This is a genomic window from Gordonia sp. BP-119 (assembly GCF_016924115.1).
Lineage (GTDB): Bacteria > Actinomycetota > Actinomycetes > Mycobacteriales > Mycobacteriaceae > Gordonia > Gordonia hongkongensis.
This window is the reverse complement of record NZ_JAFFZF010000033.1, coordinates 45,367-69,678: the sequence shown is the minus strand read 5'-3', so window position 1 is coordinate 69,678 and position 24,312 is coordinate 45,367. Positions and strand designations below refer to the sequence as shown.

Annotated in this window: 23 protein-coding genes; 9 read left to right on the top strand and 14 right to left on the bottom strand. The window is 67.6% G+C overall.

The window, feature by feature from the left end:
* Both JW364_RS18025 and JW364_RS18020 read right to left on the bottom strand, forming a co-directional pair.
* The coding region (locus tag JW364_RS18025) for an IS630 family transposase (protein ID WP_205333919.1) at positions 1 to 727 on the bottom strand (727 nt) is incomplete at its 3' end.
* A gap of 47 nt (positions 728 to 774) precedes the next feature.
* On the bottom strand, positions 775 to 1,530 hold the full coding sequence (locus tag JW364_RS18020) for a PIG-L family deacetylase (RefSeq protein WP_065629859.1): 756 nt from the start codon (positions 1,528 to 1,530) through the stop codon (positions 775 to 777).
* 173 nt (positions 1,531 to 1,703) lie between these two features.
* On the opposite strand from JW364_RS18020, the gene htpG reads away from it, so the two are divergent.
* Positions 1,704 to 3,716, top strand: coding sequence for a molecular chaperone HtpG (gene htpG / locus JW364_RS18015; protein ID WP_065629860.1), 2,013 nt, complete (start codon positions 1,704 to 1,706; stop codon positions 3,714 to 3,716).
* Positions 3,717 to 3,747: 31 nt separating this feature from the next.
* Entirely contained in the window at positions 3,748 to 4,740 is a 993-nt protein-coding gene (locus tag JW364_RS18010; protein WP_065629861.1) for a hypothetical protein, read from the top strand.
* Positions 4,741 to 4,765: 25 nt separating this feature from the next.
* Here JW364_RS18010 and JW364_RS18005 read toward each other — a convergent pair whose 3' ends face one another.
* Positions 4,766 to 5,233, bottom strand: coding sequence for a nitroreductase family deazaflavin-dependent oxidoreductase (locus JW364_RS18005; protein WP_065629862.1), 468 nt, complete (start codon positions 5,231 to 5,233; stop codon positions 4,766 to 4,768).
* 100 nt (positions 5,234 to 5,333) lie between these two features.
* On the opposite strand from JW364_RS18005, the gene JW364_RS18000 reads away from it, so the two are divergent.
* Positions 5,334 to 6,329, top strand: coding sequence for an N-acetylglucosamine kinase (locus JW364_RS18000; protein WP_065629863.1), 996 nt, complete (start codon positions 5,334 to 5,336; stop codon positions 6,327 to 6,329).
* A gap of 302 nt (positions 6,330 to 6,631) precedes the next feature.
* Here JW364_RS18000 and JW364_RS17995 read toward each other — a convergent pair whose 3' ends face one another.
* Entirely contained in the window at positions 6,632 to 7,474 is an 843-nt protein-coding gene (locus JW364_RS17995; protein ID WP_065629864.1) for a crotonase/enoyl-CoA hydratase family protein, read from the bottom strand.
* A gap of 100 nt (positions 7,475 to 7,574) precedes the next feature.
* Between JW364_RS17995 and JW364_RS17990 the strand changes: the two genes are divergently transcribed.
* Positions 7,575 to 8,234 (top strand): PaaI family thioesterase, encoded by a 660-nt coding sequence (locus tag JW364_RS17990; protein ID WP_055475413.1) that lies wholly within the window; start codon positions 7,575 to 7,577, stop codon positions 8,232 to 8,234.
* Positions 8,235 to 8,267: 33 nt separating this feature from the next.
* Here JW364_RS17990 and JW364_RS17985 read toward each other — a convergent pair whose 3' ends face one another.
* From JW364_RS17985 to JW364_RS17965, 5 genes are all read right to left on the bottom strand, one after another.
* Positions 8,268 to 8,822 carry a dihydrofolate reductase family protein gene (locus JW364_RS17985; protein ID WP_055475414.1) on the bottom strand — a complete coding sequence of 185 codons (555 nt, stop codon included), beginning with the start codon at positions 8,820 to 8,822 and terminating at the stop codon, positions 8,268 to 8,270.
* Positions 8,822 to 9,760, bottom strand: coding sequence for an AraC family transcriptional regulator (locus tag JW364_RS17980; protein WP_055475415.1), 939 nt, complete (start codon positions 9,758 to 9,760; stop codon positions 8,822 to 8,824). Before JW364_RS17980 ends, JW364_RS17985 begins: the two co-directional genes overlap by 1 nt.
* A gap of 69 nt (positions 9,761 to 9,829) precedes the next feature.
* Positions 9,830 to 11,581 carry an alpha/beta-hydrolase family protein gene (locus JW364_RS17975; protein WP_055475416.1) on the bottom strand — a complete coding sequence of 584 codons (1,752 nt, stop codon included), beginning with the start codon at positions 11,579 to 11,581 and terminating at the stop codon, positions 9,830 to 9,832.
* A gap of 103 nt (positions 11,582 to 11,684) precedes the next feature.
* Positions 11,685 to 12,497, bottom strand: coding sequence for an ABC transporter permease (locus JW364_RS17970; RefSeq protein WP_055475417.1), 813 nt, complete (start codon positions 12,495 to 12,497; stop codon positions 11,685 to 11,687).
* On the bottom strand, positions 12,494 to 13,417 hold the full coding sequence (locus tag JW364_RS17965; RefSeq protein WP_055475418.1) for an ABC transporter ATP-binding protein: 924 nt from the start codon (positions 13,415 to 13,417) through the stop codon (positions 12,494 to 12,496). The genes JW364_RS17970 and JW364_RS17965 overlap by 4 nt, the downstream gene beginning before the upstream one ends.
* Positions 13,418 to 13,568: 151 nt before the next feature.
* Between JW364_RS17965 and JW364_RS17960 the strand changes: the two genes are divergently transcribed.
* Positions 13,569 to 14,702: a sensor histidine kinase gene (locus tag JW364_RS17960; RefSeq protein ID WP_231632669.1), complete on the top strand. Its 1,134-nt coding sequence runs from the start codon at positions 13,569 to 13,571 to the stop codon at positions 14,700 to 14,702.
* Positions 14,699 to 15,349, top strand: coding sequence for a response regulator transcription factor (locus tag JW364_RS17955; protein WP_055475420.1), 651 nt, complete (start codon positions 14,699 to 14,701; stop codon positions 15,347 to 15,349). Before JW364_RS17960 ends, JW364_RS17955 begins: the two co-directional genes overlap by 4 nt.
* A 100-nt stretch (positions 15,350 to 15,449) precedes the next feature.
* Here the strand turns inward: JW364_RS17955 and JW364_RS17950 are convergent, their stop codons facing one another.
* A complete protein-coding gene (locus JW364_RS17950) occupies positions 15,450 to 16,535 on the bottom strand; it encodes a diacylglycerol kinase (RefSeq protein WP_055475421.1) in 1,086 nt (361 codons plus the stop codon).
* A 135-nt stretch (positions 16,536 to 16,670) separates the two neighbouring features.
* Between JW364_RS17950 and JW364_RS17945 the strand changes: the two genes are divergently transcribed.
* Positions 16,671 to 17,405, top strand: coding sequence for a glucose 1-dehydrogenase (locus JW364_RS17945; RefSeq protein WP_055475422.1), 735 nt, complete (start codon positions 16,671 to 16,673; stop codon positions 17,403 to 17,405).
* Here the strand turns inward: JW364_RS17945 and JW364_RS17940 are convergent.
* Positions 17,380 to 18,393 carry an arsenic resistance protein gene (locus JW364_RS17940; RefSeq protein ID WP_171011708.1) on the bottom strand — a complete coding sequence of 338 codons (1,014 nt, stop codon included), beginning with the start codon at positions 18,391 to 18,393 and terminating at the stop codon, positions 17,380 to 17,382. The two genes, JW364_RS17945 and JW364_RS17940, sit on opposite strands and share 26 nt — an antisense overlap.
* A 25-nt stretch (positions 18,394 to 18,418) precedes the next feature.
* Between JW364_RS17940 and JW364_RS17935 the strand changes: the two genes are divergently transcribed.
* Positions 18,419 to 19,129: a CPBP family intramembrane glutamic endopeptidase gene (locus JW364_RS17935; protein WP_078114053.1), complete on the top strand. Its 711-nt coding sequence runs from the start codon at positions 18,419 to 18,421 to the stop codon at positions 19,127 to 19,129.
* Between the two features lie 225 nt (positions 19,130 to 19,354).
* On the top strand, positions 19,355 to 20,731 hold the full coding sequence (locus tag JW364_RS17930; RefSeq protein WP_275892326.1) for an IS1380 family transposase: 1,377 nt from the start codon (positions 19,355 to 19,357) through the stop codon (positions 20,729 to 20,731).
* 290 nt (positions 20,732 to 21,021) lie between these two features.
* Here the strand turns inward: JW364_RS17930 and upp are convergent, their stop codons facing one another.
* The 3 genes from upp to JW364_RS17915 are packed head-to-tail and all read right to left on the bottom strand — an operon-like array spanning position 21,022 to position 24,168.
* Positions 21,022 to 21,651, bottom strand: coding sequence for a uracil phosphoribosyltransferase (gene upp, locus JW364_RS17925; protein ID WP_058253501.1), 630 nt, complete (start codon positions 21,649 to 21,651; stop codon positions 21,022 to 21,024).
* A 25-nt stretch (positions 21,652 to 21,676) separates the two neighbouring features.
* Entirely contained in the window at positions 21,677 to 22,921 is a 1,245-nt protein-coding gene (locus tag JW364_RS17920) for a URC4/urg3 family protein (protein WP_137810581.1), read from the bottom strand.
* Entirely contained in the window at positions 22,921 to 24,168 is a 1,248-nt protein-coding gene (locus tag JW364_RS17915) for a GTP cyclohydrolase II (protein WP_137810582.1), read from the bottom strand. Before JW364_RS17915 ends, JW364_RS17920 begins: the two co-directional genes overlap by 1 nt.
* Between the last annotated feature and the right edge of the window lie 144 nt (positions 24,169 to 24,312).

Here is a 24,312-nt window from a genome sequence, read left to right as displayed (position 1 = left end):
TGAGGAACGTGATGAACTCGCTGTGGCGATGTCTGGGTAAGCATTGTCCGATCACCGTGCCGGTGAGCACGTCGAGCGCGGCGAACAAGGTGGTGGTGCCGTTGCGTTTGTAGTCGTGGGTCATCGTGGCGGCACGGCCGGTGACCATCGGCAACGACGGCTGGGTTCGGTCGAGGGCTTGGATCTGTGATTTCTCGTCCATACACAGCACAATGGCCTTGTCCGGCGGCGTCAGGTACAAGCCGACCACATCGATCAGCTTCTCTTCGAACTGCGGATCGTTGGATACCTCGAACGTGTCCACCCGATGCGGCTTAAGCCCAAGATCAGACCAAATGCGTTGCACGGTAGCCGGACTCACCCCAACATGGGCGGCCATCGTGCGGCACGACCAATGGGTATGCCCGGGTGGAGTGCTCGTCTTGGTCAACCGCACGATCTCGGCGACCTTCTCCTCACTGATCGAAGACTTACGGCCCCGACCAGCTCGTACCTGCCCGAACTTCGTCAACCCGTCCTCGGCGAAACGTGTGCGCCACGCCCGCACTGTCACCGCGGTCACCCCAAGTTCCTCGGCGATCACCCGATTCGCTTCGCCGTCGGCGGCCATCAGCAAAACCCTGGCCCGCAACACCTCACGGTGCGGCGCGGTCTGCGCCCGCGCCAACGTTTCCAACGTCTCCCGCTCGGCTTTCGTCAACCGCAAACACGCTGCCGGTGCACTCATCAACCCAGCCTACCGAACAACGAGCTAGACAATTGCGAGACACACCACTAGATCAGGTCGCAACCACCGGGGACGAGGTCGCGGCGCTGATAGCACTCGACGCCGAGCAGCTTCTCCTGGATGTCGTCGGGCAGCGACATGAAGCCGGAGATGGCCCGGCTGCGATCGATCTCGGAACGGTGGGCGGTGACGGCCGCCCTCTTGCGGGCCGCGAGATCCGACACGTCGACCACCACGTCGATCTCCGACTCCGGAGTGCCGGGTAGCTGCTCCCGGGGGATGTCCGCGAACAGACTCTCCGCGAGGATGTCCATCATCCACTTCGGGATGGTGGCGAAGTACAGCGAACGCACGCGCCAGGCCGGCCCGGCGCGGTGATAGAGCTTCGTCGACGCCGCCGCGTCGGCCGCCGCGCACGCGAGCCGGTGCGCGTGGACGTGGTCGGGGTGACCGTAGATACCCAGCGGGTCGTAGGTGATCACGATGTCGGGTTGCACTGCCCGGATGTGGTGGGTGAGCGCACGGACCTGTTCGTCGAACGACGCCTCGCACAGCCGCTGCGCATCGGGTGCGGATTCTGGTCGCCGGTCGTCGGCATAGCCGAGCATGATCGGCGGGCGCGGCATGCCGAGGATGTCGACCGCGTCGGCGAGTTCGCGGTGCCGGACGGTGCCGTCGGTCCAGGTGCACATCACGAGGTCGACCTCGCCGCCGGCGTCGGTGTGACGCGCGATCAGGCCACCGGTCCACAGTGATTCGTCGTCGGGGTGCGCGTGCACCAACAGCAGTCGGGGTGTGCCCATCCACCTGGCTTCCTGATCGTTCCCGCACGGCACGGATGTCGTGCGGGGTAGTCGGTCCCCGACCCAGGGTAGCCACACCACCGCTCGGTAAAGTCGGTGTCCGTCACACGTGTCGCACCGGCGCGGAGATTTTCATCCGTCCGGTGCACGAGAACAGAACATGGAGGTCTGCGATGAGCGCTCAGCCCGAAGTCCACGAGTTCCAGGCCGAGACCCGGCAGCTGCTGGATCTCATGGTCCACTCGATCTACTCCAACAAGGACAGCTTCCTGCGCGAGCTGATCTCCAACGCGTCCGACGCACTGGACAAGCTGCGGCTGGAGTCCCTGCTCGACAAAGACCTCGACGTCGACACCTCCGACCTCCACATCACGCTCGACCCCGATGCCGAGGCCCGGACCCTCGTCGTGGCCGACAACGGCATCGGCATGACCCGCGACGAGGTCGTCGGCCTGATCGGCACGCTGGCCCGTTCGGGCACGGCCGAGTTGCGCCGGTCGCTCGCGGAGGCTCGCGCGAACGGGGTGTCCGACGCGGCGGCCGAGGAACTGATCGGTCAGTTCGGCATCGGCTTCTACTCGACGTTCATGGTCGCCGACAAGGTCACGCTGGTGACCCGTAAGGCGGGGGAGAGCACCGGCACCCGCTGGGAGTCGACCGGCGACGGAACCTACACGATCGACGACGTCCCCGACGCCCCGCAGGGCACCTCGGTCACGTTGGCGCTCAAGCCCGTCGACACCGAGGATCACCTCTACGACTATTCGGATCCGACCAAGCTCCGCCAGCTCGTGAAGCGGTACTCGGACTTCATCGCGTGGCCGATCCGGATGGACGTCGAGAAGACCGTTCCGGTGGAGACCCCCGACACCGAGGCCTCCGACGCCGACGACGCGGACGAGAAGAAAGCGCCGGAGACGAAGACGGTCGTCGAGGCCGAGACGATCAACTCGATGAAGGCGCTCTGGGCCAAGTCGCGCTCGGAGGTGACCGACGAGGAGTACCAGGAGTTCTACCGGCACGTCTCCCACGCCTGGGATGCGCCGCTGGAGACCATCACGCTGCAGGCCGAGGGCACCTTCGAGTACCAGGCGCTGCTGTTCATCCCGACGCAGCCACCGTTCGACCTGTTCATGCGCGACAGCAAGGTCGGCATCCACCTCTACGTCAAGCGCGTCTTCATCATGGACGACTGCGCCGAACTGATGCCGGAGTACCTGCGCTTCGTCAAGGGTGTCGTCGACGCGGCCGACCTGTCGCTGAACGTGTCCCGCGAGATCCTGCAACAGGACCGCCAGATCCGCGCGATCCGTCGCCGGCTCACCAAGAAGGTGATCTCGACGGTCACCGAGATGCGCGCCGGCCGGCCCGACGACTACCGCACGTTCTGGGATGCCTTCGGCCGGGTGTTCAAGGAAGGTCTGGTCAACGATCCGGACAACCGCGAGGCGCTCCTCAAGGCCTCGTCGTTCGCGACCACCCACTCCGAGGACGAACTGACCACACTCGCCGACTACATCGGCCGGATGAAGAGCGGTCAGGACACGATCTACTACATGACCGGCGAATCGCGTCAGCAGATCGTGAACTCGCCGCACATGGAAGCGTTCCGCGCCAAGGGAATCGAGGTTCTCGTCCTGTCCGATCCCGTCGACGAGATGTGGGTCTCGGCGGGTGCGGAGTTCGACGGCAAGTCGTTCCAGTCGATCGCCAAGGGCGCCGTCGACCTCGACGGTGACGACGAGGACGCCGACGATTCCGCCAAGGAGGAGCAGAACAAGACCTACGCCGACCTGCTGGGGTGGCTCACGAGCACCCTCTCCGACGACGTGAGTGAGACGCGACTCTCGTCGCGCCTCACCGAGTCGCCGGCGTGCCTGGTCGGTGACACGTTCTCGATGTCTCCGCAGCTGGAGAAGCTCTACCGGGCGTCCGGTCAGGAATTCCCCAAGTCCAAGCGGGCACTGGAGCTCAACCCTGATCACCCGCTCGTCGCCGCGCTGAACAAGGCCTACGGAGCCGGGGATCACGAACAACTGGTGCCGACGGCGAAGCTGCTGTACGGCATGGCCGTGATCGCCGAGGGCGGTGAGCTCGACGACCCGGCCGAGTTCGCGAAGCTGTTGGCCGGTCGGCTGACCGAATCGTTCGCGGCGAGCGGACCGTCGGCCGGTTCGGAGTCCTGATCGGTCTGTCCAGACCACGGGTACGCCGCACGTGAGCCGCCGAAGACGGATCGTCGTCTTCGGCGGCGTGGCGGTTGTCCTGGCGGTGGTGCTGGTCGCCGCGCTCGTCGTCGGGCTGGCCCGCGAGGACGAGCGGGCGGCCACCCCGTCCGAGGCGGTGCAGACCTATCTCGACGCGCTCGCCGATGCCGACGCCGACGCGGCTCTGGGTGTCATCGATCCGCGCCCCGACACCCGGTTTCTGTCCGACAACGTCCTGCGGGCTCAACACTCCGCGGCGCCGCTGGGCGACATCGAGGTCCGGTCTGCTGCCGACGGTGCGCCGGAGGAGAACGTCCGGGCAAGATACCGGATGGGTGCCCGGGTCATCGACACCGAGATCCGGACCGTACGGGTCGCCGACGGCTGGGCCGTCGTCGACGGCGCGATCGCGGTCCGGATCGAGTCGCTACGGGTTGTGCAACCGACGTTCTTCGGCGGCGAGGTCGAGGAAGGGGACACGGTGCACGTGTTCCCCGGACCGCAGCGCTGGGGCTCCCGCGACACCGACTTCGTCGCGCGCGTCGCAGACGACGATCCTCCGACCACGCCGAGAGGACCCATGTCCGTCCGCGTCGTCGGCGAACTGAGCGCCACCGGCGCCGGAGCCGTCAGCGATTCGGTGTCGGCGCACCTGACCGCGTGTGCGGCGTCGACCCAGGCCGATGCGGGGCGGCAGGTCGCGGGCTGTACCCAACGGTTGTACCGCTCCGCGGTGGACGGCAGTGTGCGGTGGACGGCTCCGAAAGACCTGTCCGGGCTGCGTTATCTGCTCCGTGTTCCGGTTTCGGATGCGAGTGGGGACAGCAGCCGGGACGGGTCGGGTCTGGGTGTCGTCGACGTCGTCGGCCCGGTGCGCTGGCGGGTGTCCTACACCCCCGAGTACGACGCGGACGGCCCCCGGGTGGAGACCGTCGACGAGCAGTACCTCGTGGGCCATGTCGACCTCACCGAGAGCAGTCCCGAGTTCGTCACCGACGGCTGACCCACCGAGTTCCGACCAGGTCGGGTCAGCGCGGTCGCAGCCGGAACACCGGGATGCGGCGGTCGGTGCGCTTCTCGTACAGATCGAAGTTCGGCCACACCGCCCGCAGCGTCTGCCAGGCCGCGTCCCGCTCGGCGTCGACCAGTTCGGTGGGCACCGCCTCCGACACCTCACCGTGGACGATGATCTCGATCTCGTCGGCAGCGCGGAGGTTGAAGACCCACGCCGGCATCTTGGGACCGCCGAAGTAGGAGCCTGCGATCAACCAGTCCGACCCGTCCGGGACGGCCAGGAGTTGCGTCGTCCGGATCGCACCACTCTTGCGGCCCGGGACCCGGATCGTGATGTTCGGCAGATCACCGATGTCGAGCAGGCTCAGCCGCTGTCCCGACACAGATTGAAGAACGCTGTCGCACCTGACGATCTGCGGGAGGAAGCGAGGCATCCAGGAGATCGACCCGATCTTCACCGCGAGTCCGCGCCGCACCGTCATGCGCCCAGTGTGTCACGGGGATTCGGCGAATCGACGTCGACTCCCCGGACCCGTGTCGAGTCTCCGCCGACGCCGTGACGGTTCGATGCCCTCCGGGCGGATGGGCACCGAGGTAGCGTTGCGGTCCGTGACGACCGGTGACAGCGTGACGCACATCTTGATCGACGGCGGCCAGACCGGCACCCGCGTGCGGATCGAGACGCCCGACGGTGGTTCCGACCACGACGCGCCCCCGATCCGTACCGACCGACCGGTCGTGGAGCAGATCGCCGCAACCGTGCGGGACATCCTTCGAACGGCGATGGTGAGGTCGGGTCCCGACGGGTCGCCCGGCCCGTCGGTGGTCGCGGCCGGCGTGTCCGGACTGACCCCCGGCGCCTCCCGCCCCATCGATCTCCTCGCCGCGCTCGCCGACGCAGGCGTCGACTCCGTTGCCCTCGCCCATGATTCGGTGACCGCGTATCTGGCCGCGAATCGTCACGAGTTCGGCGCGGTCACCGCGGTCGGGACGGGCGTGGTCACCCTCGGGGTCGGCCGGGGCGGTGTCCGCCGGGTCGACGGCTGGGGATACCTCTTCGGCGACGCCGGTAGTGCCTACTGGATCGGGCGGTCGGGCATCACCGCGGCACTGCGCGCCTTCGACGGCCGGGGGCCCGAGACGGCACTCCGCGTGGCCACCGAGGAGGAATTCGGTCCGCTGGCCGAGTTGTACATGTCGGTGCAGGCCGACCCCGACCGCGTCGCACGCATCGCCGCGTTCGCCCGGGCGGTCGACGCCGCATCGGAGGCCGGGGATGCGGCGGCCCAACAGGTCATCGACGACGCCGCCGACGAACTGGCGACGTCGGCGATGACCGCGCTCGACCGCAGCGGCCGCGGGCCCGGCGAGCCAGCACGCGTGAGCTGGGTCGGCGGTGTGATGTCGGCCAGTGATCGACTCCGAAACCGGTTCGTCGACACCATCTCTCGCCGAGCCCCGGAGGTGTCCGTGGAACCGCCGCACGGCCCGCCCTTCGACGGCGTCCGACTCCTCACCGATCTCGACGCCGCACACCCGCTGGCCGAGCACGTCTACCGTGGGACCTCTGCTCCCTGAGCCGAAAGAAGCGGCCCCCATTGCTCCCTAATCCAAAGGAACGACATGACCATTGCTCCCTGAGGTGCGAGGAGCGCCAGCGACGAGCCACGAAGGGCCTGGTGAGGCAGGTTGCGGAGCCCTTCGTGGCTCGCTTCGCTCGCACCTCAGGGAGCAGAGATGTGGAAGCCCACGCGTGTTCTTTCGTAGTCCACGACGGCCGCCAGGCCGCAGGTACTGAGGTGCGAGGAGCGCAAGCCGCCGGGCGGAGCAAGCGACCACGGAGCGCGTTGAGGTCGACGAGCCTCGAAGCTCAGGGCGACTCAGCGGCCCTTGAACTCGGGTTTGCGCTTCTCGAAGACGGCGGTGATGGCCTCGGTGAGGTCCTCGCTGGGCAGGAACGCGGAGTTCCACGCGGCGACGTAGCGGAGGCTGTCGTGGACGGCGGCGCTGCGCGAATGGTCGAGAACGGACTTGATGCCGTGGACCACGAGCGGCGGGTTGTCGGCGATCTCGCGGGCGGTCGAGCGGGCGAGCTCGAGCACGGCGGTCTGATCGTCGGCGACGTCGTTGACCAGACCGATCTTCTCGGCGCGGGCGGCGTCGATGTCCTTGCCGGTCAGCGCCAGCTCCCGCATGTGACCGTCGCCGATGATGAACGGCAGGCGCGCGAGTGTGCCCACGTCGGCGACCATCCCGACCTTCACCTCACGCACGCTGAACTTGGCGTCGGCGCTGGCGTAGCGCACATCGGCCGCGCAGATCAGGTCCACGCCGCCACCGATGCACCAGCCGGACACGGCCGCGACGACCGGCTTGCGACAGTCGGCGACCGCGGTGATGCCGGCCTGGAGTGTGCGCAGCGAGTCGAGGAATTCGGTGCGCGGCGCGGCTTTGGCGTCCCCGGCGAGGACGGCCGACAGCGTCCCGCCCATCGCGACGAGGTCGAGGCCGTAGGAGAAGTTCTTGCCCGACCCCGTCAGCACCACCGCGCGCACTTCCGGATCGGTGTCGAGGTGCCCGAACAGCTCTGGGAGTTCCTGCCAGAAGTCCGGTCCCATGGCATTGCCCTTGCCCGGGCCGATGAGGGTGACCTCGGCGATGTGGTCGGAGACGGTGATGTCGAACGCGGTCCAGGCGCGGTCGTTCCAGGCGTGGTCTGTCATGCGAGGGAGCCTACTCGGCGGTCAGAACCGGCGGTGTCCGGATCCGCCGACGGCGACCGGTCGGGCCGAGAGCGGTGCGTCGACCCTGTTAGATGGGTACATGAGCGGATACATCCAGGAGGACATCGACCCGGAGGAACTCGCGCACCGGACCGAACTCGCGTCCGCGATCGCGGGCAGCGTCCGGGACTTGATCGATGCGACGGTGCGCACCGAGGTCGGTGAGACAGACATCGCGGAGGCGAGGCGGCTCATCGCCGCCGCCACCGAGATCCTCCGGAAGGACCAGCTGCCGGGCCCGTTCGGCATCCGATTCAACTCCGACGGCACCAAACGGTCCTGGGGCAATGCCGTTCTGGGGCGGCGGAACCCGATCGCACCGCCGGTCGAGCTCCATCACGAATCCGAGTACAGCTGGCTCGAGGTCGCACTCGGTCCCCAGTACGAGGGTCCGGCCGGACTCGTCCACGGCGGCGTGCTCGCGCTCGTCTTCGACCAGCTGCTGGGTTCGACCGCGGAGTTCCAGGGTGTGCCCGGGATGACCGGCACCCTCACCGTCCGGTATCGGCGCGGTACGCCGCTCGGGGTGATCCGCGGCGAGGCGCGCGTCGATCGGGTCGAGGGTGTGAAGACGTTCGTCACAGGGACGATCTCGGTCGACGGCCAGCTCACGGCCGAGTCCGAGGGCATCTTCATCCTGCCGCGGTGGGCTCGCGGTGAGGTGCCCGACGCCATGCGGAACTCGGTCGGCGAGGGCTGAACGCCGCGGGCCGGCCCGTCGCCCGACGACCGGTCAGACCTCCGCGGGAGTCGATCGCGGCCCTACGGGTGAGTAGCGCGCACACAGGAACGCGCCGTTGCGTGCGAAGTCCTGCAACTCGAAGTCGTAGGCGCGCGGGAAGAGTGGTCGGCCCGACCCCAAGGTGACGGGCGCGATCGACACGATGACGTCGTCGAGCATTCCGGCTTCGGCGAACTGCGCGGCGAGGTCGCCGCCGCCCACGACCCAGACGTGGCGGTCGCCCGCTGCGTCGACCAGACGGTCACGGAGGTCTGCGGGGCTCCCGGCGACCACCGAGATGGTGTCCGACACCGGCGTCAGTGACTGATGGGTGAAGACGAACGTCGGTATGTCGTATGGCCACGGCTTCCCGTCGGAGACCTCGTGGTCGAGGATCCACCGGTAGGTCGTCGCGCCCATCACGGCGACACCGACCTGCCGGAAGAAGTCGTCGTAGTTCATCGGCCCGCCCTCCTCGAGCGGCTGGCTGAGCAGCCAGTCGAGGTTGTCCCGGTCGTCGGCGAGGAAGCCGTCGAGGGTCGTTGCCGTGTAGTAGCGGAATGCCATCAGAATCCTCCGGAGTGTTTGCGGTGCCACATGATCGGGTCGGGATCGAGAGTCGGGGCGGTGACGTCGACGCCGGAGTCCCGCAGCATCCAGCGGGCGACGAGCCGACGATGTGCGGAGAACGTCAACACGTGCGCGACGATCTGGGAGAGCAGGAACGATTCGGGTGGGTCGCACAAGGCGTCGATCACGCGGTCCTGCCACGCGCCGCGTCGGTCGATGTCACGGATCAGGGCGAGCCAGCGCGGTGCGATGTCGCGATGCAACTCGATGAGGTCGGTCAGTTGGGTCAGTGCGGCCGGCGGCAGGTCGGCTCCCTCGATCGTCGACAACCAGGGGAGTTTGTCGCCGACGAGATGGGAAATGACCTCTGCGAGAGACTCTTCCGGTCCACTCCAGGACAGCAGCTGGTTACCCGCGAAACGCGGCGCGGTCCACGACGCGGCGTCGAGCCCCTTCGCGGCGTCGAGGAGCGCCTCGATGTCGTCGAGGTCGTGGCGAATCATGAGCATCACCACGTTGCCCGCATCCTCGGTCGTGGGTGAGCCGCTGTCGACGTACAGCGCAGTGGGCGAGTGGAAGTGGATGCCGTTCGGCGCCGGCAGCCAGTGGCTGTGCTCTCCCACCGCACCCATGCGGCCGGGACTGTGTCCGAAGGCGCGGCTGAAGGCACGCGAGAAGCCGTCGACGGACGAGTACCCGGACTCGAAGGCCACGTCGGTCACCGACTGTCCCCGCTGGAGGAGCCACGCCGCACGTTCGAGGAGGACGCGGCGCCGCAGGGCCACCGGTGCCTCGCCGGCACCGCGCCGGACCTGCCGGGTGAAGTGGAACGGCGACGCGTAGGCGCCCGAGGCCATGTCGTCGAGCGAGGTGTTGTCCTCGGACAGCACCGCGTCGAGAAGCTGCCGGAGACGGTCACGGTCGGTAGAGGTCACCCTCTGAGTATGGAACCGCGAAAGCCGTTCCCGCCCGACCGAAATTGCTCCACCGGGCGGCGGTGCCGATCAGTCCCTCGTCAGCAGGGGGATCAGACGTTCGGTCTTGGCCTCGGTCCAGCCCGGCGGCTGCAGGATCTTGGCCCAGGCTGCCGGGATCGCGGACATGTAGTTGTGTCCGTGGCCGTCGGGGACTCCGACCGACACCGCCATGTCGGCGCTGACCTGCAAGAAGGTCACGAACGGGATCCACCGCATCGCCGACAGCACGTCGCGTCCGGGTTCCTCCTCGAGCCAGTCCGGCTCGCGGAGGATCAGTCGCGGGTTCCACCACGAGATCGGATCGGAGGCGTGCTGCAGATAAACCGCGCGACCCGACGGCGACGTCCACTCGGTGGTCGGCTTGTCGAGGTCCGGTGCGTCGGCGATGAATCGGACCTGTCGACCGTCGTCGTAAGTGGGCAACACTTCCGGCGTCCCGTCGTCGCGTGACCCGGTCGTGTCCACCCACAATTTGTTGTTGAAGGTCGGTCCGCTGAACAGGGCACCGTCAGTGCGCGCGCTCAGCGCCGGGATGGTCCCGAACGCCGACTCGGCCGCGAAGGAGCCGAGGCTCTCGCCGAAGACGACGAGCTTGGGGCGTTGGGCCTCAGGTACCTCGCGCACCCGTTCCGAGACCGCCTCGAAGAGCGCCTGCCCGGCCTGCCGCGCGCGTTCCTTGTCGACGAGGAACGACAACCAGCTCGGCAGGTACGAGTACTGCATGCTCACCGTCGCCGTGTCGCCGTTGTACATGTACTCGAGCGAGTCCACCGTCGCCTGGTTGATCCATCCGGTGCCGGTGGTGGAGGCGACCGCGATGAGTTTGCGCTGCAACCCGCCGGCGCGCACGAGTTCCTCTGCGGCGAGTTCGGCATTGGCACGCAGATCTGTACCCGAGCCGAGCCCGACGTAGGCGCGGATCGGTTCCATGGCGGGGGACCCGTTGAACGCGCTCAGCTCTTCCACGGTGGGCGACACCGAGATGAAGATCCGGCCTTGACGCCCGAGCGAATCCCAGGTCACCAGCGAACCCGGACCGCCCGAACGCTGCGGGGTGGTCGGCGGACTGGAGTCCGCCGTCGTTTCGTCGTTGACCGCCGCGAACGACGAGTTCAGCGCCTGCATACCGTAGTTGGCGACGACGCCGTTGAGGACCAGCACCGTGATGATGATCGCGATGGTCGCCGCGGCGAAGGCCGAGATACGCGGCGGCGCCACGCGATTGAGTTTCCGGACGAGCCACTTCACCCCGTCGCCCCACGCCTGCCCGATGGTCATCAGCAGGGCGAAGACCACCACGGCGATGAGCAGGATCTGCGGGTAGGCCGTCCAGGACAGGAGGTCGACCCCCATCATCGTCCGGACCTGGTCCTGCCACCGCTGGAACGCGACCAGCATGACGACGGTGCCCGCGATCGCGGCCAGGCCCAGCGCCGCCCAGAGCCGGCGCATCGGCGCGGGCCAGGGTTCCTCCCGGGAGATCATGTAACGGATCAGCCAGGACACCAGCACACCGAGGCCGTACCCGACCGCGGCCGAGGCCCCGCTCACGATGCCTTGGAACAGCGGCCCGCGCGGCAGGAGCGACGGCGTCACCGACAGCCACAGAAAGACGAGCGCGACCGTCAACCCGACGCAGGAATACCGGTGGAGCCGCCGCCGCCACCACGACGGCGTCTTCTCTTCTGCCGGGCCGGTGGCGCCGGACTGCTCCGGAACCGGTGCGTCGTCCGGTTCCGGAGCGGCAGGTGGTTGCGAGGTGGGCGTGGTCGACGACACGTGGGTTCCTCTTTTCTCGAGAACCCGAAAACCGTAACACCGATCGCGGTGTGGCAGCGGCGCTTACGGCGACCGTGACCGTCGTGCCATCCAGCGGCGTCCGTTACTTGACCTCAGACCGCAGAATCCGTAGCACCCCGAACGCCAGGGGCAGTCCGATCCAGATCACTGCCGAGACGAGCATCCTCGCCCATTCGCCCCCGGTCGCCCAGTCGCCCTCTTGAAAGGGCACGTTCGTCAAGCCGGTGTCCACCCACTGGCCGAGATTGTCCTTGAACCACGGGACCAGCTGGCTGACCACGGTCAGAGCGGTGGGCAGCGCGAAGTAGGCGACAATCGCGCCCGGGGTGTTCAGGATCAGGGCGGCGAAGCCGAAACCGAGCAGCAAGCCGAAGGTCTGCGAGACAAACGAATTCACGAACCCGGCGAGCGTGAGGTCCCAGGAGCCGGCGGGATCGGGGAACGCCAGACCGGCGATCCCGTTGCCGATGACGCCGAGGATGAGCGCGACCGCGACCGCCGCGACGGCGGTGAGGAGCGCCGCCACCAGCTTCGCTCCGACGACGCGCTGCCGTCGGGGTTCGAGGGTGAATGTCGTCAGCGCGGTGCGTTGGCTCCACTCCCCGGTCACGAGCAGGATCGCGAGGATGGGCAGAATGATGGCGGTCGGGATGTTCATCATCCCGAAGAACTGTCCGAGGTTGAGGTTCTCGGGGCTGTTGCGGTTCGCGATGAGCATCGCGATCACGACGATCGCCGCGATGACTCCGATCGAGGCGGTCAGCCAGAAACCCGCACGCGTGTCGACGAGCTTGCGCAGTTCGACGCGGACGAGTCGGGAGAACGGGATTCCGGGGCGCTCGACGTCGATCACGTCGGTGTGGGGCACGGGGGTGCCGAAGTCGGCGAGGGTCATCGGGCTGCTCCTTCGAGTGTGGTGTGTTCACGCTGGGTGTCCGCGGTCAGCTGCAGGAACATCGCCTCGAGCTGGGCGCCGTCCGCGGGCCGCAGCTCGGTGAGGACGACGCCGACGGCGGCCGCGGCGCGGCCCACGTCGATGGGGTCGGCGTCGACATCGAGTCCGCCGGAGGCGTTGCGCTGCACGGTGATCCCGGCTGCGTTCAGCGCCTCGCCGAGGGTCGCGTCGTCGAGTGATCGGACGCGTGTCCCGGCGCCGGCGAGCAGTTCGTCTTTGGTGCCCTGGGCCACGATCCGGCCGTTGCCGATCACGACGATGTCGTCGGCGACGATCTCGATCTCGTGCAACAGGTGCGACGACAGCAGCACCGTGCCGCCGCGATCGGCGTACCCGCGCAGCAGGGTTCGCATCCAGTGGATGCCCGCCGGGTCCAGTCCGTTGGCCGGTTCGTCGAGGATCAGGATCTTCGGGTCCCCGAGCAGGGCTGCGGCGATACCGAGACGCTGGCGCATGCCGAGGGAGTAGTTGCGCACTCGTCGCCCGGCCTCCTCCGGGGTGAGGCTGACCAGCTCGAGCATCTCGTCGACGCGGTCGTGGCCGATGCCCATGGTCATCGCCGACAGTCGCAGGACCTCCGCGCCCGTCCGGCCGGCGTGCTGAGCCGAGGCGTCCAGGAGGATGCCGACCTGCGTGCCGGGATTCGGGATGGACCGGTAGTCGACGCCGTAGAGTTGCGCCACCCCCGACGTCGGCGGCGTCAGCCCGGCGATGATCCGCATCGTCGTCGACTTCCCGGCGCCGTTGGGGCCCAGGAATCCGGTCACCTGCCCGGGGCGGCAGGTGAACGACACGTCGTCGACTGCGACGTAGTCGCCGTAGCGCTTCGTCAGATTCTTCACTGTGATCATGTCGTCCATCGTGTCGTTTCCGCACGGCGTGCACATCGGACCTCCGGACAGCGTCGTATCGACCGAAAGTCGTAGGGGTCGACACCCATCGGGAGGACGCGGGCACCACCGGCGCCCGACTACGGTGACGGTTGTGCGTCCTGAGCAGTACCAACCACCGATGACGTGGGCCAGCCGATTGTGGCGGCTCGCGGTGATGCTCTGCGTCTCGGCCGGCACCTTCGCCACCCGTGCGTCGTACCTGTGGGACCAGGCCCGGTGGTGGTTCGTCGCCGACCTCGCACTCGGGGTGCTCTCCTACATCGTCATCTGGTGGCGCCGAAGCCATCCCGTACCGGTCACGACGTTCACGAACATCGTGACCATCGTGTCGTCGTCGTCTCTCGGACCGGGCATTCTCGCCATGGTGTCCCTGTCGACCCGGCGTCGGTGGCGCGAGATCATCCCGCAGGCGGTGTTGTCCGTTGTCGCGGGGATCATCGCCCTCGCCTTCTTCGCCACTCCGACCGAGGCGAACGATCCCGTCATCGTCAGTTACTCGGTCACGGTGGTCGCGACGGCGGCGATGGTCGCGTGGGGTCTCTACATCGGTTCGCGGCGTGAGCTTCTCGCCAGCTGGCAGGCGCGCGCGCTGGCCTCCGAGGCCGAACAGCAGGCGAAGGTGATGCAGGCGCGTTCGCTCGAACGGGCGCGGATCGCACGCGAGATGCACGACATCCTCGCGCATCGGATCTCGGCGATGAGCATGTACGCGGGCGCATTGGCCTACCGTTCGGACCTGTCCGGAGAGCAGATCCGCGAGACGGCGCAGACCATCCAGGAGACCTCGCACCTGGCGTTGACCGAGCTGCGGGAGGTGCTCGGGGTTCTGCGGGAGGGGCCCGGCGACGCCGCGCCCGAGGAACCGCAAGGGGTTCCGGACCTGGCCGCGCTGATCGAGGAGGCGCGCCGGCTGGGGATGCGTGTGGACAGCCGATGCGACATCGATGTGAATTCGCTGGGCCCGGCGATCTCACGCACGCTGTATCGGTGTGTGCAGGAGGCCTTGACCAATGCGCGGCGTCATGCGCCGAGCGCGCCGGTGACCATGCACATCCGGGGCGGACCCGAGCACGGTGTGGATCTGCTCGTCGAGAATCCGCTACCGCTGACGGCGGGTTCAGGTGGTCCCACACCAGGATTCGGCCTCGTCGGCCTGGCCGAGCGGGTCGGGTTGCACGGCGGCAGGCAGTCGGTGACCGTGAGCGAGGACAAACGGTTCCTGTTGCACGTCTGGTTACCGTGGCAGTCATGACCGCCCGCATCATGATCGTCGACGACGACCCCCTCGTCCGTTCCGGACTCCGGCTCCTCCTCGGCGGTGATGCCGGCCTCGACATCGTCGCCGAGGCGGGCAACGGGCAGGAGGCCCTCGACACCCATGCCACGGCGCCCGTGGATCTCGTCCTCATGGATCTGCGGATGCCGGTGCTCGACGGGATCGCGGCCACCGGCCGCTTCAAGGCACTGGCCTCGCCACCCGCGATCATCGTGCTCACGACCTTCGACGCCGACGACTACGTCGTCCGCGCACTCGCGATGGGTGCCGACGGATTCCTGCTCAAGGACACGCCACCCGACGACATCGTCGCGGCCATCCACCAAGTGCTCGACGGTCGACCTGCCCTGAGTCCCTCGGTGACCGCCGCGTTGATCAAGCAGGTCGTCACCAGCGGCGGTCACCGAACCTCGTCCGCGGTCGAACGTGTCGACCGACTCACCGCACGCGAGCGTGATGTGGCCGTCGAGCTCGCCCGCGGGGCGTCGAACGCCGAGATCGCTGAACGGCTCTACATGAGTCTTGCGACGGTCAAGGCGCACATCTCGCACATCTTCACCAAACTCGACGCGGGCAACCGGGTCCAGGTCGCGATCCTGATGCACGACGCCGGGATGGTGTGACGTCGACACACCCACCCCTTTTTCGTGAACCCACCCGGTCCGAGCGTGGTGCGTTTACGGAAAAGGGGTGGGTTTGCGAATTCCGTGGGCGCGGAGCCGCCTACCCGCCGGTTGAGCCTGTCGAAACCCCCGGGCCCGTCACCAGCGGAAGGTCGAGTGTGGTGCGAAGTCCCGCGGGCCCGTCGACCACCGCGGGGATGGCGTTCACGATCCGGCCGGCCGCGGCGACGATGGCGGCGTGGTTGTGGTCACCCTTGCGGCTCGTCGGCATGATGTCGACGGTGTACGACGGTTCGCCGGTGATCTCGACGCGGTAGCACCCGCCGGGCTGAGCCGGCTGCGCCCAGTCCGGCCGCAGGTCACCTCGAAGCCGCGTCACGTGCTCGATGACGATCACGGGTTCGCCGGCCACCTTGCCGATGATCTCGAAACGCACGGCCGCGCGGGTGCCCGCAGCGATGTGACCGGCCGCGATGTCGAAATCCTCCGGCGCAGGCTCGCTTTCGGAGATCTCCTCGATGTCGTCGACGGTGACGCCGAGACCGGCGGCCAGTTGCCGGATCGTCGTGCCCCATGCCAACCCCAGTACCCCCGGCAGGAACAGCATGGGGGTCTCGTCGAGCGGTTTGCCGAAGCCCATGACGTCGAACATGACGGTCGCCCCGTCATAGGTCGCGTAGTCGGCGATCTCCATGCAGCGCACCTGCTCGATGTGCTGGCAGGTGCCTGCGAAGACGAACGGGATGAGGTCGTTGGCGAAACCGGGATCGACCCCGGTCACGAACAGGCTGGCGCCGCTGCCCGCGGTGGTCTCGTCGATCTTGGCGATCGCCTTCGCGGGCATCACGTCCCAGGGGTACTGGAGCGTGTTCGGGGAGGACCCGACGACGTCGATCCCGGCGGCGAGGATGCGCACCACATCGTCGAAGGCCTCGACGGGACGTGTGTCACCCATGGCGCAGTACACGACACAATCCGGCTTCGTCGCGATCACCTCGTCGAGGTCGCCCACCGCCAGGACTCCGGTGGGTGTCTCCAGCCCGGCGAGCGTCGCGGCGTCGACACCGACTTTTTCAGGGGTGGACACGCAGACGGCCACGAGTTCGAACCGCGGGTCCTCGATCAGCTGGGTGAGGCACAACCGGCCGACGTTGCCGGTTCCGACGAGAGCTACCCGGAAGGACATGGCGTGGAACTCCTTGTGTTCGATCGGCGCCGGTGGGGCGTGGTGTACACCTGTCCGGACGTTTGTCTGTTCAGTAGACCATTTTTCGGTGGAACCTGTTCTATTTTCGCGCTCGTCGCGGTAGCGTTGCCGCCCATGGGACGCGTAGACGACAAGGTTGCAGTGATCACCGGTGGTTCGCGGGGCATGGGCGCCGAGCACGCCCGGGCCCTCGTGGCCGAGGGGGCGAAGGTGGTGATCGGCGACATCCTCGACGATGAGGGCAAGGCGCTGGCCGCCGAACTGGGGGACGCGGCGCGCTACGTCCACCTCGATGTCACCTCGCCCGAGGACTGGCAGACGACGGTGTCCACCGCGGTAGACGAGTTCGGCAAGGTCAACGTCCTGGTGAACAATGCCGGCATCGTGAACGGTTCGACGATCCAGAAGTTCCGGCTGGACAAGTGGAAGCAGATCCTGGACGTGAACCTGACGGGCACGTTCCTCGGAATCCAGGCGGTCGCGGACCTGATGATCGACGCCGGCGGTGGCTCGATCATCAACGTCTCGTCGGTGGAGGGCCTGCGCGGAAGTCCCTGGGCGCACGGCTATGTCGCGAGCAAGTGGGGCGTGCGTGGTCTGGCGAAATCGGTTGCGCTCGAACTGGCTCCGCACAACGTGCGGGTGAACTCCATCCACCCGGGTCTCATCCGGACGCCGATGACCGAGGGGATCCCCGACGACATGGTGACCGTGCCGATGGGTCGGGCCGCGGAGTCACGCGAGGTGTCGACCTTCGTGGTGTTCCTGGCCAGCGACGAGTCCTCGTACGCGACCGGTGCCGAGTTCGTGATGGACGGCGGCCTCAGCGCCGACGTGCCACACAAGTGAACGCCCACACCAGGACGACCATCCCGATCAGTTCGACGAGTGTCTGCGTGATCACCGTCGCCGCGGCCAGTTCCGCCCCGACCGGCAGCGCCAGCGCGAGTGGCAGGACGACGAGCGAGTTGCGGGTGGCTCCGGAGAAGACGACCGCCGTCGACGGCTCCGGGGCCAGGCGGAACATGTGTGCCACCGCGACACCGGCCGCCACCATGATCGCGAGGAACGCGGCGTAGACCGGGATCACCCCGACGATGTCGGCAAAACGCGAACCGACGAGAGGTACCTGGGAACTCACGGCGACGAAGAGTACGGCCACCATGAGCGGGACCATCGTCATCGTGGCGCCGACCAAGGCTCGACGACCCGCCTCGGATCGTTCCGCCCACGCCTGGGTGAGCCACGCCAGTGCCAGCGGGCAGAGGATGAGGACAGCGAACGCCCAGAGGAACGGCTCCGGCTCGATCACCGACCGTCCGTCACCGAGCAGCAGCACCAGATACAGCGGTGTCAGCAGCATCTGGGCGAGGAGCAGCAGCGGCGTCGCGGCAAGGAGTCGTCGGGCGTCCCCGCCGCCGAGCCCGGCGAACACGACGACGTAGTCGACGCACGGACACAGCAGCACCAGTAGCGCGCCGAGACGGATCGCGTCGTCGGCGGGCAGCGCTGAGGACAACACGGCCACCACAAGAGGCGCCACGACGAAGTTCAGGAACAGCACCGCGACCAGGAACCGTCGGTCACGCAGCGATTCCAGGAGATCGGACCGGCGGATCTGCAGAAAGGTGACATAGAGCAGCGCGGCGAGCAGCGGCGTGATCGCCGACTCGAGGCCCTCGGCGGGACCGGGTGCGGCCAGTCCCGCACACAGTCCGGCGAGTATCGCGCCGAGGTAGAGGGCGACCTGGTGACGTTCGAGGCGGTCGACGACGGTCGCGGGTCTTGGCACCGAATCATTCTGCGACACCGCGGCCGCGTTCACCGACACCGCCATGGCGCGGTACGGCAGACTCGACCGGGTGATCACCCCGTCCCGTCGCACCGACGTCGCGCTACTGGTCGTGGTGATCGTGTTCCTCGTCGCGGTGAACATCGGTGCGCATCTCGCGGACGGCCCGCTGTCGGTGGCGATCGTCCCGGTTGCCGCCGTCGTGGCCGTGGGCATCGCCCGCCTCGCCGGCCTCGGCTGGCGGGACCTCGGCCTGAGCCGTGCGGAACTGCGCGCCGGCATCCCGGTCGCCGTGGCCGCGGTCCTCGTGGTCGCGGCGGTGGTCTCGACAGCGGTCGCGATCCCGGCGACGCGTGAGTTCTTCCTGTCCGACCGCTACGACGACACCTCCGAGGCCCTCCTGGCGGCGTTCGTGATCATCCCGCTGCAGACCGTTCTCCCGGAGGAGGTCTTGTTCCGCGGTGTGCTGCAAGGGGTTCTGGGCCGGTTGTTCGCCCCGTTGACGACGCTGGTCGTCGGTGCGATCGCCTTCGGTTTGTGGCACATCCTGTCCTCGACCGGTCTCACCGCGGGCAACGAAGGCCTGAGCGGCGTACTGGGTGCCGGGACGGTTGCACAGATCGCCGGCATCGCAGGCGCGGTCGTGGCAACCGGGGCCGCGGGTTTCGTGCTCGGGTGGTTACGGCAACGCACCACGAGCCTCCTCGCACCGATCGCCTTGCACTGGGCACTGAACGCCACCGGGGCGATCGGTGCCGCGGTGGCCTGGCAGGTGTCGTAGACCGAACACCTCCGGCGCGCCACAGCACCACGAACCCTGCTCCCTAATCCGAAAGAAGCCCATAACCCCTGCTCCCTGAGCCTGGATATTTCACTGATGTTGCTGGTGTTCGGCGTGTGATACGCGAAAGTGCCTGTCTGCCTTGTGATTATTGATTCACCACAAACAAATAGTCACAAGAAGAAAGGCACCTCGCAGGTGAAGAATAACGTGTATCCCGAGTTGATGGTGGACCCTACGCGCACTGAGTCGGTGCTGACGACCTCGGGCGGGGTGTTGCTGACGAAAACCGTGCAGGTCTCGGGCCTGGGAGCCGAGCTGACCGCGGCGATGGCGCCGTGGCGGACCGCGGCGACGGTCCATGATCCGGCCAAGATCGTGCTGGATCTGGCGCTCACCTTGGCGACCGGTGGTGACTGTGTGGCCGATGTGGCCACAGTCCGGGCTCAGCCACAGTTGTACGGGCAGGTGGCCTCTGATCCGACGATTTCGCGGGTGATCAGCAGGCTGGCTACCGATGTCGAGGCGGTCAGTACCGCGATCAGCGCGGCTCGCGCCGCGGCGCGGGAGCGGGTGTGGGGCATTGCCCGCCCGTTGGAGGGCACTGCGGGCAGCATCGATGGCGGGCTGGTGATCGTTGATCTCGATGCCACGACCGTGACCGCCGGCTCGGCCAAAGAACAGGCCCAGAAAACGTATAAGCGGGTGTTCGGGCATTCCCCGATGTGTTCGTTCGTCGACCACGGCGCCTTCGGCACCGGGGAAACACTGAACCTGGACCTGCGGCGTGGAGGTGCCTCACCCAAAGGTGCGGACATGCACATCGCGGCCCTCGAGGCGGCGTTGGCCCAGCTGCCCGCCGCTGAACGCGCCCAGGTGCTCATACGTACCGATTCGGCCGGGTGTGCCAAAAAGTTCCTGGCCCACCTGGCCGAGCAACGCCTGCAGTACTCGGTCGGGTTCACCATCTCCGAACTGGTCAAAGACGCATTGGACGTGCTGCCTGAGGCCGCCTGGGTGACCGCGATCAACACCGACGACGCCGATCCACGAGCTGATGCCCAGGTCGCCGAGATCACCGACCACATGCCGCGCTCGGTCCGTGACACCGAAACCGCCTACGAGCCCTGGCCACCCGGGATGCGGCTGATCGCGCGCCGCGAATATCCCCACAACGGAGCCCAACACCTCATCACCGACATCGAGGGCCGCCGCTACACCGTGTTCGCCACCAACACCCGCGGCCGCGGCTGGACACTGCCGATCCTGGAACTGCGTCACCGTCAACGTGCCCGCGCCGAAGACCGTATCCGCTGCCTCAAAGACACCGGCATGGCCAACCTACCGTTCGACTCATTCGCCAAAAACCAACTGTGGCTCGATATCGTCGCCCTGGCCTCCGACCTCATTGCCTGGACTCAAACCCTCGGCTACCACCGCCACGACCCCATCCGCCGCTGGGAACCCAAACGCTTGCGCCACCGCCTGTTCACCGTCGGCGGCAAGATCATCACCCACGCCCGCACCACCACCCTGCGACTACCCACCGACTGGCCCTACAACCACCACATACGCCACGGCTGGCAACGCCTCACCGCCTAACCAGCCCCTCGGTCACCGCGCCCCGTCACCGCCGCCCACCCCACCTCAGAACCCGAACAACCAGCGAACCCAACGCTGGCGATCCACCCTGCCCACACACCAGCACCAACCATCAAAAGGCGACACCGACAACCGATCGGCGAAACCCTACCCACCCGTGAAAGATTCAGGCTGAGGTGTGAGGAGCGCAAGCGACGAGCCTCGAAGGGCCTGGTGAGACGTGTTGCTACACCCTTCGCGGCTCGCTTCGCTCGCACCTCCGGGAGCAGGGTTCCTTCCTGTTCTCGAGGTCAGGCGGTTCCGAAGATGCGATCGCCGGCGTCACCGAGTCCGGGGCGGATGAAGCCGTTGTCGTCGAGTTCGCGGTCGACCGCCGCGGTGAAGATCGGCACGTCGGGGTGTGAGCGATGCAGCACCTCGATGCCCTCCGGGCAGGCGAGCAGGCAGACGAACTTGATGGACTTCGGACCGTACTCCTTGATCCGGTCGATCGCGGCGACCGCCGAATGCCCGGTCGCCAGAAGCGGATCGACGATCACGACATCACGCTCGGACAGCTCCGACGGCATCTTGAAGTAGTACTCGACGACGACCATGGTCTTCGGGTCGCGGTAGAGGCCGATGTGTCCGACGCGCGCGCCGGGAACAACGGTCAGCATGCCGTCGGCGATACCGGCACCGGCCCGCAGAACCGCGGCGAACACCAGCTTCTTGCCGTCGATGACCCGGGCGGTGGTGGTCTCGAGCGGTGTGTCGATGGTGATCTCGTGCATCGGGATGTCACGCAGGACGTCGTACGCCATCAGGATCGAGATCTCGTCGAGCAGACGGCGGAAGTCGTTTGTCGACGTCTCCTTGCGACGCATCAGGGTCAGTTTGTGTTGTACCAGCGGATGGTCGATGACGGCGACGCTGCCCATGGGTTCCTCTCGGTCGGTGGTCGGCTCAGAAAACGGTGCCGGTACTGCGTATCATCAACGGCGGCAACCCATCGCGAAGTCGGCTCGCGAGCACGCGGCCGGCCGCCCACGTGCCACCCTCGAGCACGCAGGCCAGGGGCATCGAGGCCGCATCGGCGTCGAGGCGATCGCGTACGAGGTCGGCGATCTCGTCGAGAAGGGCGACGGTGAGCGCCCGCCATTCGACGACGAGCTCGTCGCCGACCTCCCACTCCCGGTCCGCCCAGGCCTCCTCACGCAGCGCGAGCACACCCGAGTCGAGGAGAAGGCCACCGTTGCGGTATTCGGGGAGGCCGGTCAGCTCGTCGAGTCCGGTCACCTGGACACCGGCCCAGCGAAACGGTTCGAGAAGCGAATAGGTCAGCCACTGGGACAGTTTGTGGAACGGCACCCAGCCGGCGGTGAGGCCCGGGCCGACGACGGCGTCGTGATGCCAGCAGTCGCCCAGTGGGTGGGTGTCGATCGTGTTGTCCGACGGCCAGATCGGGCCCAGATACTCGAGTACCCCGCTCAGGATGTCGACCGCGGGCACCTCCGCACGACCACCGCGGGTGAGGTGATCGAACAGGCCGCCCGGCCGGGCGTCCGGACCGAAGATCTCGGGGCGGCTCGACAACACCTCGCCCAGGCGGCGCAGGAGATCGACCCGCCCGGGCAGGCCCGTGAGCGGGTTGTCGGGACCCACCTGGAAGGCCGCGCCGAGAGTGTCCGCCGTGACGCGGCCCAGACCGGTGGCGTCGACCCGCAGGGGATCGGCCGGGTCGCTCGAGAACACCCCCTCGCAGAACGCCACCCAGCTCGCGACGCCGAGCCCCTCGGAACGGGTGAGAACCAGGTCGCTCGACCGTTCCCGAAACGACCACTCGGGTCCCGCGCCGGCATCGAGGAGGACGCTGACCAGCACGACGTCGATGAGCGCGCGGGTTCGCTCCGCCGAGCCGGCCGGGGGCAAGGCGGCGTCGAGAGCGCCGAGGCGGTCGATACCGCCTGCCTCGAAATGTCGCCACCTGCTGTGAAAAGGGATGTCTCCGTCGGGATATCGCAACCGAGTCGTTTCCACGACGATGTCAGCTGCCGCGTCCCGCGCATCGTCGTGGACGATGAACCACGACGATTCGCCGGCCCGCGCCCGTTCGAGGAGTTGTCGCGACCGGCTCCGGACGGTGGCGGTGGAGCGCAGCAGCCGGGCGGCCTGTGAGGCGGAGAGTTCCACCTCTGGTGCTCCGGTCATCACAACCCCCGGCCCTTGACCTGACGCAGCTGTTCGGCATCGGGCACGGGTCCGGGCGTGAAGTAACCGGCAGCCATTTTCGCGTCGATCTCGACGCGGGCGTCGGCGGGGATCAGTTCGTCGGGGATGTTGACCCGTTCGCCGACCTCGATACCCGAGCCGGTGATGGCGTCGTACTTCATGTTCGACATCGACACCAGGTGATGGATCCTGGTGATGCCGAACCAGTGCAGGACGTCGGGCATGAGCTCCTGGAACCGCATGTCCTGTACGCCCGCAACGCATTCGGTGCGGGCGAAGTACTGGTCCGCGGTGTCACCGCCGAGTTGGCGTTTACGGGCGTTGTACACCAGGAACTTGGTGACCTCGCCGAGGGCGCGTCCCTCTTTGCGGGAGTAGGCGACCAAGCCGACGCCGCCGCGCTGGGTGCCGCGGATGCACTCCTCGATTGCATGCGTCAGATATGGGCGGCACGTACAGATGTCGGAGCCGAACACGTCGGAGCCGTTGCACTCGTCGTGCACCCGTGCGGTGAGTTCCACCGAGGGGTCGGCGAGGTCGCGGGCGTTGCCGAAGATGTAGACCGTCTGCCCGCCGATCGGCGGGAGGAACACCTCGAGATCCGACCGCGTGACGAGTTCGGGATACATGCCGCCGGTCTCCTCGAACAACACCCGGCGCAGCTCGGCCTCGGAGCAGCCGAACCGCTCGGCGACGCCGGGAAGATGCCACACCGGTTCCACGGCCGCCTTGGTGACCAGAGCCGCGCCACTCGGCAGCAGAACCTCACCGTCGGGGACCAGACGGCCCTTCTCGATCGCCTCGGCGATCTCGGGAAGGATGACGTGCGCCTTGGTCACCGCGATGGTCGGCCGGATGTCGTAACCGCGAGCGATCTCGTCGGGGAAACTCTCGGCGACTGTCGCACCCCAAGGATCCAGCGAGACGATCGCGCGCGGATTGCCCCACTGTGGATACGGTCCGATGTGGTCGGTGGGCGAGGTGTTGGTGAGATCGGCTCGGTGCTCTCGTGCAAGGGCGCCGGCGGCGACGGCCAGTGCGCGATAGACGCTGTAGGAGCCGCTGTGGGTGCCGATGACATTGCGATGCGCACGTGTGCCCGTCGTCCCGATGACGGGACCGCGTTCCGCCGCGGTGGCCGCCCCCCAGTGGATGGGCGGAGCGTCGACCCCGCCGCTGTGTGAGGTCAGTCGGATATGGCCCAGGGACCTGTGTTCGCCGGACATCGTCGTCGTCCTCACCTTCGTCTCGAGGCGGTCACCCGCCACGGAGGGAAAGCGCCAGCATAGTTCCGGAAGTCCCTGTGCGCCGGGTGATGCGAAACGCCACGGCGGCGGCACCCCACGAAGGGTGCCGCCGCCGCATCTGAT

Coding starts and splice junctions, on each gene's coding strand:
- JW364_RS18020 (WP_065629859.1), bottom strand. CDS start 1,530: ATGGGCACACCCCGACTGCTGTTGGTGCACGCGCACCCCGACGACGAA.
- htpG (WP_065629860.1), top strand. CDS start 1,704: ATGAGCGCTCAGCCCGAAGTCCACGAGTTCCAGGCCGAGACCCGGCAG.
- JW364_RS18005 (WP_065629862.1), bottom strand. CDS start 5,233: ATGACGGTGCGGCGCGGACTCGCGGTGAAGATCGGGTCGATCTCCTGG.
- JW364_RS18000 (WP_065629863.1), top strand. CDS start 5,334: ATGGGCACCGAGGTAGCGTTGCGGTCCGTGACGACCGGTGACAGCGTG.
- JW364_RS17995 (WP_065629864.1), bottom strand. CDS start 7,474: ATGACAGACCACGCCTGGAACGACCGCGCCTGGACCGCGTTCGACATC.
- JW364_RS17990 (WP_055475413.1), top strand. CDS start 7,575: ATGAGCGGATACATCCAGGAGGACATCGACCCGGAGGAACTCGCGCAC.
- JW364_RS17985 (WP_055475414.1), bottom strand. CDS start 8,822: ATGGCATTCCGCTACTACACGGCAACGACCCTCGACGGCTTCCTCGCC.
- JW364_RS17970 (WP_055475417.1), bottom strand. CDS start 12,497: ATGACCCTCGCCGACTTCGGCACCCCCGTGCCCCACACCGACGTGATC.
- JW364_RS17965 (WP_055475418.1), bottom strand. CDS start 13,417: ATGGACGACATGATCACAGTGAAGAATCTGACGAAGCGCTACGGCGAC.
- JW364_RS17960 (WP_231632669.1), top strand. CDS start 13,569: ATGACGTGGGCCAGCCGATTGTGGCGGCTCGCGGTGATGCTCTGCGTC.
- JW364_RS17955 (WP_055475420.1), top strand. CDS start 14,699: ATGACCGCCCGCATCATGATCGTCGACGACGACCCCCTCGTCCGTTCC.
- JW364_RS17950 (WP_055475421.1), bottom strand. CDS start 16,535: ATGTCCTTCCGGGTAGCTCTCGTCGGAACCGGCAACGTCGGCCGGTTG.
- JW364_RS17945 (WP_055475422.1), top strand. CDS start 16,671: ATGGGACGCGTAGACGACAAGGTTGCAGTGATCACCGGTGGTTCGCGG.
- JW364_RS17940 (WP_171011708.1), bottom strand. CDS start 18,393: ATGGCGGTGTCGGTGAACGCGGCCGCGGTGTCGCAGAATGATTCGGTG.
- JW364_RS17930 (WP_275892326.1), top strand. CDS start 19,355: ATGGTGGACCCTACGCGCACTGAGTCGGTGCTGACGACCTCGGGCGGG.
- upp (WP_058253501.1), bottom strand. CDS start 21,651: ATGGGCAGCGTCGCCGTCATCGACCATCCGCTGGTACAACACAAACTG.
- JW364_RS17920 (WP_137810581.1), bottom strand. CDS start 22,921: ATGACCGGAGCACCAGAGGTGGAACTCTCCGCCTCACAGGCCGCCCGG.
- JW364_RS17915 (WP_137810582.1), bottom strand. CDS start 24,168: ATGTCCGGCGAACACAGGTCCCTGGGCCATATCCGACTGACCTCACAC.